The organism is Leucobacter iarius (genome assembly GCF_039530105.1).
In the GTDB taxonomy this organism is placed as follows: Bacteria; Actinomycetota; Actinomycetes; order Actinomycetales; family Microbacteriaceae; genus Leucobacter; species Leucobacter iarius.
In genome coordinates, this window is record NZ_BAAAOB010000006.1 from 73,291 (window position 1) to 87,625 (window position 14,335).

Consider the following 14,335-nt stretch of genomic DNA (forward strand, 5'->3'; position numbering starts at 1 on the left):
TCGGGGCATGTTGGGAAAGCGCTACGACACCCAGGTCTGCTCGATCGCCCGCTCGCTCGAGCTCGTCGGCGAGCGCTGGAGCCTGCTCATCATCCGCGACGCCCTCTTCGCCCGGGTGAGCCGCTTCGGCGACTTCCAGCACAACCTCGGCATCGCGACGAACGTGCTCGCTTCGCGCCTCGACGCCTTCGTCGAGAGCGGGATCATGGAGCGCAGCGGCGCGAGCGACTACGCGCTCACGTCCAAGGGGCGGGCGCTCGCCGTCTCGCTCATGGCGCTCACCGAGTGGGGCGACGAGTGGGCGTCGCCGATCGACCCGCCGATCCTGTACCGGCACCTCGGCTGCCCCTCCGCCGGTGCGGAGGATCCCGACGCGAGCGCGGTCCACGCCGTCGCCGAGTGCGCGAGCTGCGGGCGGGTGCCCGCGGGCGAGGTCGGCGTGCGGATCGGGCCGGGCATGCCCAACGAGTACCTCGCGGCACGCCGCGGCGGATCGCGCGCCGGAGCCTAGCGGCGGCTCGCCGGACCGGCGCTCCCGGCCCGCCGGATCAGCGGCTCAGGCCGCGCAGTTCGCGGCGCGAACGCAGCCCGAGCTTCGCCAGTACGTTGCGCATGTGGAACGCCACGGTCGCGGGCGAGAGGTAGAGGCGTTCCGCGATCTCGCTGTTGGTCAGCCCGGATCCGGCCAGCACCGCGACCTCCCGTTCGCGGCCGCTGAGGCCCCCGAGCGCGCGGTCCGCCTCGGACGCGGGGGCATCGCGCAGCAGCGAGATCCGGCGGAGCGCGTCGTGGGCGCCGAGCGGCCCGAAGCCCTTTGCCGCGATGCCCAGCATGCGATCGCCCGCCTCGCCCTCGCCGGAAGCGAGCAGCAGCCGTCCGGCGTCGAACGCGGCCTGGGCGCGGGGCCCGGGCAGCCCGTCCTTCGCCGCGCGCCGGTACGCGCGGATCGCGCGGTCGTGCAGGCCGTACGCCTCGGCGACCCGACCCTCCAGCCAGTCGAGGCCGCCGAAGATCGGTTCCCACGAGTCGCCGGCCAGCTCGGTGAGCCGCGCGAGTTCGCGGTCCGCTTCCTCGGCACGGCCCAGCGCGGCGAGCGCATCGACCCGGTAGGTGAAGATCGAGGTTCCGGCCAGCCAGCGGGGGCCGATCCGTTCGTCCGACAGGATCTCGAGCACCTCCTCCGGCCGATCCAGCGCGCGGGCGCGGACCACCGCGGCGAGGAGCTCGAGCTCGACGCCCATGGTGTCGTAGGCCGTGACCGTGACCTCGGCGGCCGTGCGCAGGTCGCGCTCGTACCCCTCGGTGTCGCCGGCGGTGGCGTGCAGCACGGCGCGCAGCAGGTAGGAGAGCGGCCGGGCCGATACGTCGATGCTGTCGAGCACCGTCGCGATCGCCTCCTCGAGGCGTTCGGCGGCCTCCGCGGTGCGGCCGAGCAGCCAGGCGCAGTAGGCCTGCTGCACACGGGCATGGCCGATGCTCCACCCGGCGACGCCGGACTCGCGCAGTCGGGCCACGCGTTCGAGGTCGGTCGCGGCCTCCGCGATCCGACCGATCCCGCCGAGGTGCCCGGCGCGGCAGACGAGCGCGTCGGAGAGCGCGGGGGAATCGATGGCCGCGCCGATCCGTGCGCCGAGCGCGTCGAGCTCCGCCGCGGTGCGCTCGCGGAGTCCGAGCCGCTCGGTCGAGAGCACCAGCAGAGCGGTCGCCCGCAGTCCGACCTCCGCGGGCGAGGGGAGCGGGAGCAGGCGGCGGTCGGCGACGGCCGCGGGGTGCGCCGCGAGCGCGTCGGCGAGGTCGCGTGTGCGGTCCAGCAGCGCGGGCAGCGGGCCGTAGTCGCCGGTGGTGAGCTGGATCATGACCGCCAGCATCGCGGTGTGCAGTTCGAGGGTGCGGGCGTCGGGGTGCGCGACGGAGGCGGCGAGCAGGCCTGCGGCGAACTCGGCCGCCCAGGGGATGTCCCCGGTGATCTGCCGGGTCTGCAGCAGCGCGAGGTCGCGCAGCGGCGAGCTCGGCATCCGTTCGAGCTCGGGGAGCAGGTCGAGCACCGAGGGGCTGACGAGCTCGGCCGCCGCGAGGATGCAGATCTCGACGACGAGCTCGTCGCGCAGCTGCGGGTCCGCCAGTGCGGATGCCCGGCGCAGGTACTCGATCGCTCGGTCCGGCTGGCCCTCGGAGACCGCTCCTGCGGCGGTCGTGCGCACTTCGGCGAGGAGCAGCGGGTCGAGCTCCTCGGCCGCGTCGAGCCGGCAGACGAGCGCCCGGTGTGTGCTCGACAGGGCGTCCGCGGCGGCGGTCAGCACCTCGCGGCGCTTGGCGGAGTCGATGCGGGTCGCGACGTCGGCCGCGTACAGGTCGTGGAACGGGGCGATCCGCTGGTCGCTCGCGGTGACCAGCAGCCCTGCCGCGAGTGCGCCGGCGATGTCGGCGGACTCGCCCAGGCGGTGCGCGACTCCGAGCAGTTCGTGCCGTTCGAGCGATCCGCGCAGCACCGACGCGATCTCCACCGTGGTGGCGATCGCGGACGTGGCGCCCGTGCCGACGGTGTGGAACGGATTCTCGGGGATGCTCGGGAACTGCACGTCCTCGTCCCAATGGCTGCGGTCCGGCGCCGTGCGCTCCATGCCCGCGACGAGGGCGTCGATGTGCACGGGGAGTCCGCCCGAGAGGTCCCTGATCCGTTCCGCGAGCCGGAGCGAGATCTCGCGTCCGTGCACGCGCGAGGCGTACTCGCGCACCTCGGGGGCGTCGAGCGGGTCGATCGCGAGCGGTCGGACCTCGCCCCAGGCGGTCGGGTCCGCGGCCACGATCGATTCCGCGAGCCCGCCGACCCGGGGCGCGTGCCCGCTGAGCACGACGAGCAGCCCGCCGTGCGCGACGCGGCCGAGCACGAAGCGGAGCACGCCGGCCGATGCGTCGTCGATCCACTGCGCGTTGTCGACGATGACGCAGAGCGGCCGGCCCGAGGAGACGCCGCGGGTGAGCGCGGGCAGGAGCGCGCGCCCGGCGGAGAGCAGGTCGAGCGCGGTCGGTGCGTCGAGCAGGCCCTCGCGGATCCCGGCGGCGCGGGCCACCTTGTCGGCCAGCGCGAAGGGGAGCGACTGCTCGAAGGCGTCGGCCGTGGTGGCGATGATCCGCGCCCGGCCCGATCCGGCCTCGATCAGCTGCCGCACCCAGGTGCTCTTGCCGACCCCCGGAAGGCCTGTGACGGCGACCAGGGCGCTGCGGGTCCGCCGCGCGGCGTCGAGCACGGCGCCGGGGCGATCCTCCGCGGCGAGTGCGGGGTGCGGGATCGCTGCGGGCGCGGGATGCATCGGAATCCTCTCGGGGGGTGCCGCCCGGTGCGGCGGTGCGTGTGCCGATGCTACTCGCAACCGCGCCCATCAGCGACGGATAGGTTTCGCGTCCCGCGCGGGAACGAGCCCTCGCCGCGACCTAGATTCCGATCGGAAACGTCTCTCGATGAAAGGACCGATCATGCTCGGCCTCCGTCCTCCCGCCCGCAGGCGGCGCGCGCTCACCGCGGGCATCACCGGCACGACGCTGGTCGCCGCCGCACTCGTCGGAGGGCTCGCCGCGGCGACTCCCGCCGCGGCCGCGACCGAAGTCGCCCCCTTCGCCATCGGATCGCTCTCGGGGCAGGAGTGGACCGTGCCCGCGGGTGTGCACGCGATCACCGTCGACGTCGCCGGTTCGGCCGGAGGCGGTGGCGGATCCGTCAACTTCCCGGGCACCGACTGGTCGATCACCTCCGACGGGGCGGGCGGCGCCGGCGGACGGCTGCTCGCCCGGGTCCCGGTCGAACCGGGGCAGAAGCTCGTCTTCTATACGAGCACCATGGGCGGCCCCACGGGATCGAAGTCGAACCCGGGAAGCGGCGGCGCCGGCTGGCTGCGCGGCGGTAACGGGAACACCGGCTCGCTCGAGGGACATGCGGGCGGCGGTGGCGGCGGTGCGAGCGCAGTGCGGATCCGCACGGCTGCCGGTGACCACGAGCTGGTCGTCGGCGGTGGCGGTGGCGGTGGCGGCGGCCTCGGGGGAGCCTTCGTCGACTACCGCGGTGGTGTGGGCGGCGCCTCGGGCCAGGGCGGCGAGAACGGCACGGGTGCCGGGCACGGCAACGGCGGCGGTTTCGCGGGCAACGGCGGCAACGGCACCGGCGGAGGCAACGCCGGGAAGAGCTCCTCCGGTGGTGGCGGTGGTGGTGGCGGAGCCGGCATCAACGCGGGCTTCGGCGGTGGCGGCGGCAAGGCCGGCGGCGGCGGTGGCGGCGGCGGTGCCGGCGGGCAGAGCTGGATCGACACCGGCGCCGGCGTGCAGCTGCTGCAGGATCAGCGCTACTGGGGCGGCAACGGCTTCGTGCAGCTCTCGTACACGATCGAGCAGGGGACTTCGCTCTCGGCGGTCTCGACGCAGAGCCGGTCCGTCTACGGCACTCCCGCGACGATCACGGCCACGGTCGCGAACACCGAGGGCGGCGCGGTGCCGACCGGCACGGTCACGGCGTCCGAGGGCGGCACCGACATCGCCACGGCTCTCGTGGCCGCGGACGGCACCGCGAGCTTCCCCGGGCTCGTCACCGCGGTCGGCTCCCACGCGCTCGAGTTCGCATACGATCCGGGCGATGCGCCGTTCGCGCCGGCGACCGGAACGCTGACCCAGATCGTGGATCCGGCCCCGACGCACTTCGCGGACCTCGCGGGCGCCGCGCCCGCGCAGGTCGGCGGGCCCCTGACGATCACCGGCCGCGTGCTGGTCGGTCCGGCCCCGCAGACCGAACCGGAGACCGGGACCCCCGCCGCTGCGGCGAACGACGCCCGTGCCGCGGATCCGGCGGCCCCGACCGGCTCGGTCACCGTCTCCACCGGGGGCGGGGTGCTGGGGACGGCGCCGATCGCCGCGGACGGCTCCTTCGAGTTCCATCCGGCCTGGGTCGCGGGCACCTCCGAGTTCACGATCGACTACGCGGGCGATGCCGACTATTCGGTGGCGCCGCAGGGCACGGTCTCGATCGATGCGGCGAAGGGGCGTACGACGACCGCGCTCGGGCTCGACTTCGGCTCGGTCCAGGTCGGGGCCACGGCCACGGCGACCGTCTCGACCAGCCTCCTGTCGCCCGCGGTCATCGAGCCCGGCGGGTCGGTGCAGCTCACCCTCGACGGCGCTCCCTACGGAGCCGGGATCCCCGTCGGCGATGCGGATCCCGCAACCGTGGAGCTCAAGAACCTGGCCGTCGGAACGCACGTGCTGCGCGCGTCCTACGCCGGAGACGCGTCGTTCGAGGGATCGAGTAGCGCGGAGGTGAAGATCGTCGTGACCGCCGCACCTCCGGTGCCGCAGGTGCCGAAGCCGACCCCGGCACCGCTCGTCGCGGGCGGACCCGCGGTGCTGACGCGGACGGGGATCGACTCCGCATCGGCGCCCGCTGCGGCGCTGGGCGTGCTCGCCATCATCTGCGGAGCGGCAGCGGTGACCGCGGCCGCGGTCCGTCGCCGGGTCGCGACGGCACCGCGTCGATAGCGACGGGAGGCCGCGCCGCACTCGGTGCGGCTCAGGCGCCGGCCCGGTGACCCTGTCACCGGGCCAGCGCCACGGCGCCCGCCGAAACGGCGAGCAGAGCGAGATAGGTCCAGGCGTGCACACTGTCGGGGATCCGCGGGGGCCTCCGGCGCAGCAGCACGATCACGGGGATCGCACCGACGAGCAGCGCCAGAGCCGAAGGGAGGTCGACCGAACCGACCAGACCGGGGACGGATGCCGTCGCTGCTTCCGACTGGCCGAGGCCCGGCGGGAGCAGCAGCGAGACCGCGAACGCCGGGGCGACCACGGCCACGGTGAGCGGGTTCGCGAGGGTCGCCGCCACGGCCATCGAGGTTCCCGCGCGACGCATCAGGGGAACCGTCATCACGCTGCCGCCGACGCCGAGGAAGGCCGCGACGGCGCCGATGCCGAAGCCCAGCGAGTCCGGGACGCCGCCGGTCTTCCGCGCCCGCGGCTTCGCGTCGCGCTCGGCGGGCTGCGTGCGGCGCAGGAATCCCGGGCGCAGCAGGAGATCGGCGATCGTGATCGCGACGTAGGCGACGAAGCCCCAGCGGATCAGCCACTCGGGCGAGAACCGCCCCGCCGCGGCACCGGCGGCACCGCCCGCGGCGAGCAGTGCGACCAGGAGCCCGCGCCCGCGCAATCGCGCCAGGGTCCGGCGGTCGGTCGAGACCGTCGCGACGATGCCGTTCACGAGCATGACGAGCGCGGACGTCGCGGTGGCGACGGGGATCGCCCGAGCGCCGAGGTCGGCGTCGAAGAGCGCGATCACCGGGACGGCGACGAAGCCGCCGCCGAAGCCGAAGAGCGCCGTCGTGATGCCGACGGCGATGCCGATGAGGACGATGAGGGCGAGGGAAGCGAGCACCGGTCCAGTCCATCGCCGATGGGCGAATACCGGCAATCGAAGGTCGGACACTCTTCTTCGAGTTCCGGCCAGATCGAGCGTAGGGTGGGACCGTGCTCAACGGATCGCTCGAAGCCGTCGATCGGCTCCCGGTCGACGTGCTGCCGATCGGGACCGAGTACCCGCCCGACTTCATGCTGGCACGGCACGCGCATCGCCGGGCGCAGCTCCTGCACGGCGTGCACGGGGTGATGCGGGTCGATACCGACGACGGGTCCTGGGTCGTCCCCGAGGATCGCGCTGTGCTGATCCCGCCCGGAACGCCGCACGAGGTGCGGATGGACGGGGTGACGACCTGGAGCCTCTACATCGAGCCGGCCGCGGTCCCGTGGTGGTCGACCCGGTGCACCGTGGTCGAGGTGGGGGCGCTCCTGCGGGAGCTGCTGAGCGAGGCCAGCCGGTTCGCGATCGACTACGACGTCTCGGGGCGCGACGGAGCGGTGATCGGGCTGATCCTGCACGAGCTCCGCGCCGGAGCGCCGCTGCCCTTCCACGTGACGGTGCCCGCGGAGGAGCCGTTCCGCGAGCTGTGCCGCGCGTTCCTGAGCAGTCCGGACCTCGCCGTGACGAACGACGAATGGGCGGCGAGCGCGGCCATGAGCGGGCGGACGTTCGATCGTCGGTTCCGTGAAGCGGCCGGGGTCTCGCCGGCCGCCTGGAGGGCCCGGGCGCGGCTGCTGGCCGCACTGCCGATGCTGGAGCGGCGCACGGTGACGGAGGTCTCGGCGGAGCTCGGCTACGCGTCGCCCGCATCGTTCACCGCGGCCGTCACCCGGGCGTTCGGCGTGCCGCCGTCCCGGCTGCGATCGAGCGCACGTCCGGCCGGGACGGCGGAATCTCAGCGCGCCGAGCGACGTGCGCCGACGAGCTCGACGATGCCGACCGCGGCGGCGAGCACGGCCACGACCGCGGCGAACACGAGTCCCGCCGGGCGCAGACCGGTGGCGACGGCGAGCAGCCCGACGCCGATCGCGGGCACCGCGAGCATGAGGTAGATCCCCGCGAAGAAGGAGGACGAGACCTCGCCGCGGTGCGCCGGGGGCACCTGCTCGACCGTCGTCGCGATCCCCGCGTTCAGGCAGAGGCCGCCCGAGACGCCGAGCAGCACGGCGGAGACGAGGAGCGCGGCGAGCAGTGCCGCGGAGAGCGCGGCCGCGAGGGCGGCCGCGGCGAGGACGAGGCCAGCGCAGCCGACCGCGAGCGCGGTGCGCGGGCGCATGCGGCGGGCGATGAGCTGTCCGACGGCCATGCCTGCGAAGGCGATCGCGACGACGGAACCGGCGAGCAGGTGGCTGGCGAGGTGCAATTCCTTCGCGAGGAAGAGCGCCGAGACCGCGGTCAGCACTCCGGTCACGGCGAAACCGGTGCCCGCGGCCAGAACGGCCCGGACGAAGGAGCCGCGGATCTCGGGCGGCACCCGGAGGCGGCGCGGGCGGATCCGGAGCGTGCCGCGCGCGTCCGGCGCGGGGGCCGGGGTCCAGGCCGCCAGGCTGATCAGGGCGAGCGCGCAGAGCGCGAGGTGCGCGATGAAGGGGACGGCCAGGGGCAGGGGCGCGACGTCGGCGAGGAGGCCGGCGAGGAACGTTCCGAGCGCGAGGCCCCCGGTGTTCGCGGCGACCGCGAGCGTGCCCGCGGCGGCCTTCCGCTCTGCGGGGAAGAGATCGATGACGGCCGCGGTGCCCGTGCCGCTCATGAGGCCGGCGCCGAGGCCGGAGATCACGCGCGCGACGATGAGGAGCGGCAGGGACGGCGGGAGCATGAACAGGATCGCGCTGAACAGGGCGAGCGCGACGGCGATCAGCAGCACGGGTCGGCGTCCGAGGTCGTCGGACAGGCGGCCGAACAGTGAGAGCGCGCCCACGACGCCGAGCGCGTAGACGGCGAAGAGCACGGTCACGGTCAGCGGCGAGAAGGCGAGTTCCGCCGAATAGATGGAGTAGAGCGGGGTCGGGATGGTGGTGCCCATCATCGTCACTGCGAAAGCGAAGGCGGTCGCGACGACGGCCCGCCGGGGCACCGCGGAAGCGGCGACGTGCGGCGGCGACGAGAGCGTGGTCGGGGAAGGCATGGAAGCGCTCCTTAGAAATGAGACAAGATGCCTCGAAATGATAACACTTATTCAATCCACCGTGTCTCATTATTCAATGACCGCTTTGCGGTCCACGGTGTCCTGATACCCTGGGGCGAATAACGAGACAGGTCGTCTCGTTGACTAGAGGAGGTCTCTCAGCATGGAGGAGCGAGCGCTCACCCCGGTTCCCGAAGTCGTAGATCAGCTCCGAGCGGGGCGGATCGTGCTCGTCGCGGACGATGCGTCGCGCGAGAACGAGGTCGATGCGATCGTCTCGGCGGAGCTCGCCACCGCGGCGAGCATCGGGTGGATGGTGCGGCAGACCTCCGGGCTGCTCTGCGCGCCGCTCACGGCGGAGCGCGCCGATCTGCTCGAGCTCCCGCCGCTCGTGGCGGAGAGCGAGGATCCGCGCGGGACCGCCTACACCGTGACCGTCGATGCGCGGTCGGTCGGCAGTACCGGGATCTCCGCGACGGACCGCGCGCGCACCGTGAACGTGCTCGCCGACCCGCAAGCTGGGCCGCGGGATCTGATCCGTCCGGGACACGTGCTCCCGCTGCGTGCGCATCCCGACGGGGTGCGCGGGCGCGGCGGGCACACGGAGGTCGCGATCGACCTCCTCCGGCTGGCCGGCCTGCGTCCGGTCGGGGTGCTCGCCGAACTGGTGGACGACGAAGGGGAGATGCGCCGCCTGGACGACGTGCTCCGGAGCGAGCGCTTCGCCGGGATGGCGATCACGACCGTCGCCGCCGTGCGGGAGCACGTCATCGCGGGCGGAGCGGCCGGGGCGTAGGGGCCTCGGCGGCCCCGGTCGCGTGAGCCGCTACTCGCGGTAGTCGCCGACGCCGGCGCGCCAGTAGCCCTGGACGTGCAGGTCGGCGAGGTCCAGGCCGCGCACCAGTCCGCGGAACCGCTGGGCTGCTCCGGCCTCCGCGGCGAACCAGACCCCCGCGTCCGGCTCGAACCGCAGTCGGGTCGCGGTGTCCACCAGCGCGGACCCCGGGGCGGCGTGGGCCGCGCGCTGAAGCCAGGTGATCCCGGCCCCGCGCGAGAGCGCGATCTCCTGCCGGTCGGCGTCGTCGGCGAGCTCGACCCAGGCGTGGATCGGGCGGTGGCCGCGCTCCCGTTCGAGGATCGCGGCGATCGCGGGAAGCGAGGTCTCGTCGCCGAAGAGCTGCATCGAGGCGGCGTCCCGCCCCGGCGCTCCGCTGGGGCGGGGGCCTCCGATGCGAGCGGTCTCGCCGACGGCGCAGCTCTCGGCCCAGCGCGGCATCGTGCCGCCGTCGTGCAGGAACGCGTCGATATCGACCTCGTTGCTGATGGGGTTGAAGCCGCGCACCGTGTAGGCCCGGCCGTGCTCGGTCGATCCGCTGGGGTCGCGCGGGTCGGGGACGAAGAGCTTTACCCAGGATCCCGGGGTGCCGTGCACCACGGGCGCGAGGTCGTCGTCGCCTCCGAGTGTGAGGCGGAGCATGTGCTCGGTGATCTGCTCGCGGGCGGTGACGACGACGTCGCGCGATGTGGTGGGGCGGCGTGCGGGGCGCGTCGCGTTCGCGGGTGCGGAGGGCATGCGGAACTCCTTTTCGAGGCAAGGTGTATTGCAACAGTAGCTCGGCCTTTTCGGAACATCAAGCACCGAAAGTGCTAGGGTCGGGGCATGACCGAACGCACCCGCCCACTCGGCCGTCCGCGCAGCGAGGACGCCCGGCTCGCCGTGCTCCGAGCCGTCGACGACATGCTCGTCGAGGAGGGTTACGCGGCGATGACCATGAAGGGCATCGCCGAACGCGCAGGGGTCGGCCGCCAGACCGTCTACCGATGGTGGTCCTCGAAGGCCGAGATCCTGCTCGAGGCGAGCGCCGCCGACGCGGCGCGCGAGCTGACCGTGCGCTCCGGTGCGGACGCCGAGTCCGAGGTGACCGCGTTCCTCGTCGCACTGACGACCTTCCTCACCCGATCCGACGCCGGGCTCGCCTACCGTGCACTGCTCGGCGAGGCCCAGCACGACCGGAAGGTGGCCGAGCTGCTGAGCGGAACCGACGTGCTGGGCGACGCCGCGCGCGCGGTCATCGGCAGCGCGCGGGCGCACGGAGCGCTCGCCGCCGAACCGGACACCGACGCCCTCGTCGCCGAGCTCGTCGGGCCGCTCGTGTACCGGATCCTCGCCGAGGGCCGCACCGCCGAACGCACCGAGCTGCAGCGCATGGCGGCGCGCTTCCTCGCTCGGTAGCCGCGGATCAGGCCCCGCGCGGAAGGCGGTACCGCTCGAACACGATGCCGGGTTCGAACAGCCGGATCTCGGCGAGCTCCGCCACGATCGGCGACGCGAGCTCCGGGAAGAGGGGGGTCCCGCCGCCGAGGATCACCGGGCACCTGAGCAGGCGGACCTCGTCGACCAGGCCGAGGCGCAACGCCTGGCCGGCCAGATCGGCGCCGCCGATCGACACCGTCCGAGTGCCGCCGTCGCCCCGGGCGCGCTCGACCTCCTCGCGGAGCGGGGCGTCCGCGAGTCGCGCCGCACCGTCGACCCGGACCCCGCTCCGGCTGAACACCGTCTTCGGCAGCGCAGCCCAGACGTCCGCGAACTCCGCACTCGCGGGAGTCGAACGCATGCCGGGATCGGTCTCCCAGACGAGCATCGTCTCGTACAGGCGCCGGCCGAGCAGGTAGGCGTCGAGCGAGCGCACGTGCTCGAGCTGGAACGCGAAGAGCTCCGGACTCGGCGCGCCCCAGTCGAGACCGCCCGAGCGGTCCGAGATGAACCCGTCGAGCGAGACGCTCATCGAGATGGTCAGCATTCCTCGATGGTGCGCTCGCAGCGCGGATCGCGCAAGCGCCGATCGGACATCGTGACTGAACGCTGCGAAGAAGTTTGTGACATCCGCCCCTCGGGACGCGTCCTATGAGTGTCGCCGGTTCGGGCAACCCGCCTGAACGGTGCGAGTACGAGATGAAGGAGTGCATCATGGCGAATGTTTCAGGCGCGACTCAGCCCAAGGTCCAGTCGGCGGATCCCGGAACCGCGGATCTCCCCGGGAAGACCACTATCGAGGACGGTGTCGTCGCGAAGATCGCGGGGATCGCCGCGCGCGAAGTCGCCGGAGTGCACGCGCTCGGCGGCGGTGCCGCCCGCATGGTGGGCGCGATCCGCGAAGCGCTGAGCACCGCCGATCTCTCGCAGGGCATCACCGTCGAGGTGGGCGAGAAGCAGGTCGCCGTCGACGTCACGATCGTCGCCGAGTACCCGACCTCGCTGCAGCGGGTCGCCGACGAGGTGCGGGCCGCGATCACCCGAGCCATGCGGGAGCTCGTCGGCATGGAGGTCGCCGAGGTCAACGTCACCGTCAACGACGTGCACATTCCGTCGGACGACGAGGACGACGAGCAGCAGGAGGCGCGAGTCCGGTGAACGCCACCGTGCTCGGAGCCTCGGCCGGGGCCGTGCTGGCACTGACCTGGATCGTGCTCGGCTTCTGGGCCTTCGTGCTGGTCGCCGTCGCGATGCTGATCGGCGCGGCCGTCGGTCGGGTGATCGACGGGCGCCTCGACCTCCGGGCCGTCGCAGCCGCGTTCCGAGGCAGGCGATCCTCATCGTGAACGGCGAGGATCGCGTCGTCTCCGAGACGGCCTCGATACCCGGCCGCACGGTGCTGACCGGTCGCGCATTGCACCGGCTGGCCGTCGCACTCGTTCGCGAGAACGCGCGCGTACCGTCGGTGTCGGTGTCGGTGTCGCTGTCGGATCGTGCGGGACGCCTGGCGGCCTCGGTGGTCGTGCCGGTCGCGATGGAGGCCGGCATGCCGGACACGCTGATCGAGCGCGGTAGCGCGCTGCGCACCGCGCTCACGGAAGGGATGCGCGCGCTCGCGGAGCGGGACGTGGCCTCGGTCGACGTCCGCTTCGCGGGAGTGCGCGATGCTCGGAAAGGACGTGTGACATGACGACCGACGCGCGTGCCGCCCGACGAGTGATCCGCCGGGAGCTGCATCCGGCACGGACGGGTCCCGCGGTCCTCGTGGTGGCGCTGCTGCTGATCATCGCCCTCGCGGTCCCGGTGCTCTCGGTGTGGGCGCTGTTCGATCCCGGTCTGCGTGCGGGGCTTCGAACGGTCGAGGTGCCGCAGGCGGGATCGCCCGCAGCGGCCGCCGTTGCCGCCTCGGCAGCGGTGCTCCTCGTGCTCGCGGTGCTGCTGTGGGCCGCAGCGATCCTGCCCGGGCACCGCAACCGGCGAGCCCGCATCGGTGATCGACATGCGCTGCTGGTCGATGACGGGGTGCTGGCCGACGCGGTATCCGAACGCGTCGCGCGCCGCATCGGCGTCGACCCGACCCGGGTGTCCGTCACCGCGGGGCGGCGCACGATGCGAGTCGGGGTCGTCCCGACGAGCGGTGTGCCCGTCGACGAGGCCGCCGCCCGCGACGCCGCCGATGCGGTGCTGCGGGGCGTCGGGTTCCGATCCGAGATCCGGGTGACCGTCGCCGAACGAGGAGCGGTGTCGTGAACGCCACCAATCGGGTGCTGAACCGCCTCGTGCTGCTCCTGGCCGGAGCCGCGCTGTGCGGAACCGGGGCTTGGCTGCTGCTCACCGTCCTCCGGCCCGGATGGGCCGAGCGTCCGCTCCGTGCTCTGGACGACGGGCTCGGAGCGGTCGCGAGCGGAGTCAACGGTTGGGCGATCGCGCTCCCCGGCACCGGCCGAGTGCCCGGCGCACTGGTGCTCGCCTGCCTGATCGCGGTCGTCATCGCGATCTGCGCGGTGCTGTTCATCGGCACCCGCGGAGGCGGACGCATTCGCACGGTCCTCCGCGAGGAGGGTCCGGCCGGCGAGACCTCGGTGGATCTCAGCGTCGCGGACGCGATGCTCGCCGGGCCGCTGCGCGGACGGGCCGAGGTGATCTCTGCCGACTGCGAGGCGGCCCGCGTGAGGCGTGCCCCCGCGATGAAGCTCACCATCAAAGTGCGCCGCGGTGCCGACCTGTCCGAGGTGCTGCGCGCGGCCGATCGAGCGACCGCGGAGTGGGACCGGATGGCCGGAACCCCGGAGATACCGGTGGTGCTGCACCTCGCCGACCTCGGCTGGCTGGACCGGCTGCAGGCGAGAACCCGGGTGCGATAGCCCGCCCTGAGCGGGGCACGAAACACGGAACGGAGAACAGACATGCGAAAGAACATCCTGATCCTGGCGATCGTCGCGGGTGCCGGCTACCTGGTCGGCGTGGAATCCGCGAAGTCCCGCGGGAAGAACTACGAGGACCTGCGCCACCAGGTGGAGCGGCTGTGGAACGATCCCGCGGCGAGGAAATCCCGCCGACGCGCGGCGAAGAACCTCGGCAAATCGCTCGAGCGGACGCGGAAGAGCCTGCTCGGAAACTAGCGCGGCCGTGCGACGGAGCGACCCGGGCGCACTCGGCCGGTACCACCGGACAACCCACGAAACCGTACGAATCGCGCGGAGGAGAAGCTCCGCGCGACCCACTTGGAAAGGAGCCCATCATGGGATTCTTCAGTTTTCTGCTCCTCGGTCTCATCGCGGGAGCGATCGCGAAACTCATCCTCCCCGGCAAGCAGGCGGGCGGCTGGTTCGCCACGCTGCTGCTCGGCGTGGTCGGGGCGATGCTCGGCGGATGGTTGGGCGGGCTGATCTTCAACACCGATCTGCAATCCTTCTTCTCGCTCTCGACCTGGCTGCTCGCGATCGGCGGATCGATCATCGTGTTGCTGATCTACGGAATGCTCACCAGCCGTCGGGCACGCGACTAGCGACCGAGCACAATCATTGTCCGCGAGGGCGGGCCCTCGAGAGGATGAGGAGATCGGCCC

At 73.0% G+C, this 14,335-nt stretch carries 16 protein-coding genes and 1 pseudogene; 12 read left to right on the forward strand and 5 right to left on the reverse strand.

Annotated elements, in window-relative coordinates; all coding sequences use genetic code 11:
- The first annotated feature begins 7 nt into the window (after nt 1–7).
- Nucleotides 8–511: a winged helix-turn-helix transcriptional regulator gene (locus ABD169_RS15790; protein ID WP_344033581.1), complete on the forward strand. Its 504-nt coding sequence runs from the start codon at nt 8–10 to the stop codon at nt 509–511.
- A gap of 37 nt (nt 512–548) precedes the next feature.
- On the opposite strand, the gene ABD169_RS15795 is transcribed toward ABD169_RS15790, so the two are convergent.
- On the reverse strand, nt 549–3,311 hold the full coding sequence (locus ABD169_RS15795) for a helix-turn-helix transcriptional regulator (protein WP_344033582.1): 2,763 nt from the start codon (nt 3,309–3,311) through the stop codon (nt 549–551).
- 163 nt (nt 3,312–3,474) lie between these two features.
- Here ABD169_RS15795 and ABD169_RS15800 point away from each other — a divergent pair, with 163 nt between their 5' ends.
- Nucleotides 3,475–5,517, forward strand: coding sequence for an Ig-like domain-containing protein (locus tag ABD169_RS15800; protein ID WP_344033583.1), 2,043 nt, complete (start codon nt 3,475–3,477; stop codon nt 5,515–5,517).
- A 55-nt stretch (nt 5,518–5,572) separates the two neighbouring features.
- On the opposite strand, the gene ABD169_RS15805 is transcribed toward ABD169_RS15800, so the two are convergent.
- The gene (locus ABD169_RS15805) at nt 5,573–6,406 is read right to left on the reverse strand and encodes a TSUP family transporter (RefSeq protein WP_344033584.1); all 834 of its coding nucleotides are present in this window, start codon (nt 6,404–6,406) and stop codon (nt 5,573–5,575) included.
- A gap of 92 nt (nt 6,407–6,498) precedes the next feature.
- Here ABD169_RS15805 and ABD169_RS15810 point away from each other — a divergent pair, with 92 nt between their 5' ends.
- Complete coding sequence (locus tag ABD169_RS15810; RefSeq protein WP_344033585.1) at nt 6,499–7,440, forward strand: AraC family transcriptional regulator; 942 nt, start codon at nt 6,499–6,501, stop codon at nt 7,438–7,440.
- Nucleotides 7,441–7,487: 47 nt separating this feature from the next.
- On the opposite strand, the pseudogene ABD169_RS15815 reads toward ABD169_RS15810, so the two are convergent.
- Nucleotides 7,488–8,513, reverse strand: a pseudogene (locus tag ABD169_RS15815) (MFS transporter); the annotation flags it as partial.
- A gap of 163 nt (nt 8,514–8,676) precedes the next feature.
- Between ABD169_RS15815 and ribB the strand changes: the two are divergent.
- Nucleotides 8,677–9,309 (forward strand): 3,4-dihydroxy-2-butanone-4-phosphate synthase, encoded by a 633-nt coding sequence (gene ribB / locus ABD169_RS15820; RefSeq protein WP_344033586.1) that lies wholly within the window; start codon nt 8,677–8,679, stop codon nt 9,307–9,309.
- A gap of 30 nt (nt 9,310–9,339) precedes the next feature.
- Here the strand turns inward: ribB and ABD169_RS15825 are convergent, their stop codons facing one another.
- Nucleotides 9,340–10,086, reverse strand: a complete 747-nt coding sequence (locus ABD169_RS15825; RefSeq protein WP_344033587.1) for a siderophore-interacting protein — start codon at nt 10,084–10,086, stop codon at nt 9,340–9,342.
- 87 nt (nt 10,087–10,173) lie between these two features.
- Here ABD169_RS15825 and ABD169_RS15830 point away from each other — a divergent pair, with 87 nt between their 5' ends.
- Complete coding sequence (locus ABD169_RS15830) at nt 10,174–10,746, forward strand: TetR/AcrR family transcriptional regulator (RefSeq protein ID WP_046454113.1); 573 nt, start codon at nt 10,174–10,176, stop codon at nt 10,744–10,746.
- Between the two features lie 7 nt (nt 10,747–10,753).
- Here ABD169_RS15830 and ABD169_RS15835 read toward each other — a convergent pair whose 3' ends face one another.
- Nucleotides 10,754–11,314 (reverse strand): dihydrofolate reductase family protein, encoded by a 561-nt coding sequence (locus ABD169_RS15835; RefSeq protein ID WP_344033588.1) that lies wholly within the window; start codon nt 11,312–11,314, stop codon nt 10,754–10,756.
- A gap of 167 nt (nt 11,315–11,481) precedes the next feature.
- On the opposite strand from ABD169_RS15835, the gene ABD169_RS15840 reads away from it, so the two are divergent.
- From ABD169_RS15840 to ABD169_RS15870, 7 genes are all read left to right on the forward strand, one after another.
- Nucleotides 11,482–11,925 carry an Asp23/Gls24 family envelope stress response protein gene (locus ABD169_RS15840; RefSeq protein ID WP_344033589.1) on the forward strand — a complete coding sequence of 148 codons (444 nt, stop codon included), beginning with the start codon at nt 11,482–11,484 and terminating at the stop codon, nt 11,923–11,925.
- Nucleotides 11,922–12,113, forward strand: a complete 192-nt coding sequence (locus tag ABD169_RS15845) for a DUF2273 domain-containing protein (RefSeq protein WP_046454116.1) — start codon at nt 11,922–11,924, stop codon at nt 12,111–12,113. The genes ABD169_RS15840 and ABD169_RS15845 overlap by 4 nt, the downstream gene beginning before the upstream one ends.
- Nucleotides 12,110–12,457: a hypothetical protein gene (locus ABD169_RS15850; RefSeq protein WP_344033590.1), complete on the forward strand. Its 348-nt coding sequence runs from the start codon at nt 12,110–12,112 to the stop codon at nt 12,455–12,457. Before ABD169_RS15845 ends, ABD169_RS15850 begins: the two co-directional genes overlap by 4 nt.
- Entirely contained in the window at nt 12,454–13,017 is a 564-nt protein-coding gene (locus tag ABD169_RS15855) for a hypothetical protein (RefSeq protein ID WP_046454118.1), read from the forward strand. The genes ABD169_RS15850 and ABD169_RS15855 overlap by 4 nt, the downstream gene beginning before the upstream one ends.
- A complete protein-coding gene (locus ABD169_RS15860) occupies nt 13,014–13,631 on the forward strand; it encodes a hypothetical protein (RefSeq protein ID WP_344033591.1) in 618 nt (205 codons plus the stop codon). The genes ABD169_RS15855 and ABD169_RS15860 overlap by 4 nt, the downstream gene beginning before the upstream one ends.
- A 42-nt stretch (nt 13,632–13,673) precedes the next feature.
- Nucleotides 13,674–13,889 (forward strand): hypothetical protein, encoded by a 216-nt coding sequence (locus ABD169_RS15865; protein ID WP_046454120.1) that lies wholly within the window; start codon nt 13,674–13,676, stop codon nt 13,887–13,889.
- A 119-nt stretch (nt 13,890–14,008) separates the two neighbouring features.
- On the forward strand, nt 14,009–14,275 hold the full coding sequence (locus ABD169_RS15870) for a GlsB/YeaQ/YmgE family stress response membrane protein (RefSeq protein WP_046454121.1): 267 nt from the start codon (nt 14,009–14,011) through the stop codon (nt 14,273–14,275).
- The last annotated feature ends 60 nt before the right edge of the window (nt 14,276–14,335 follow it).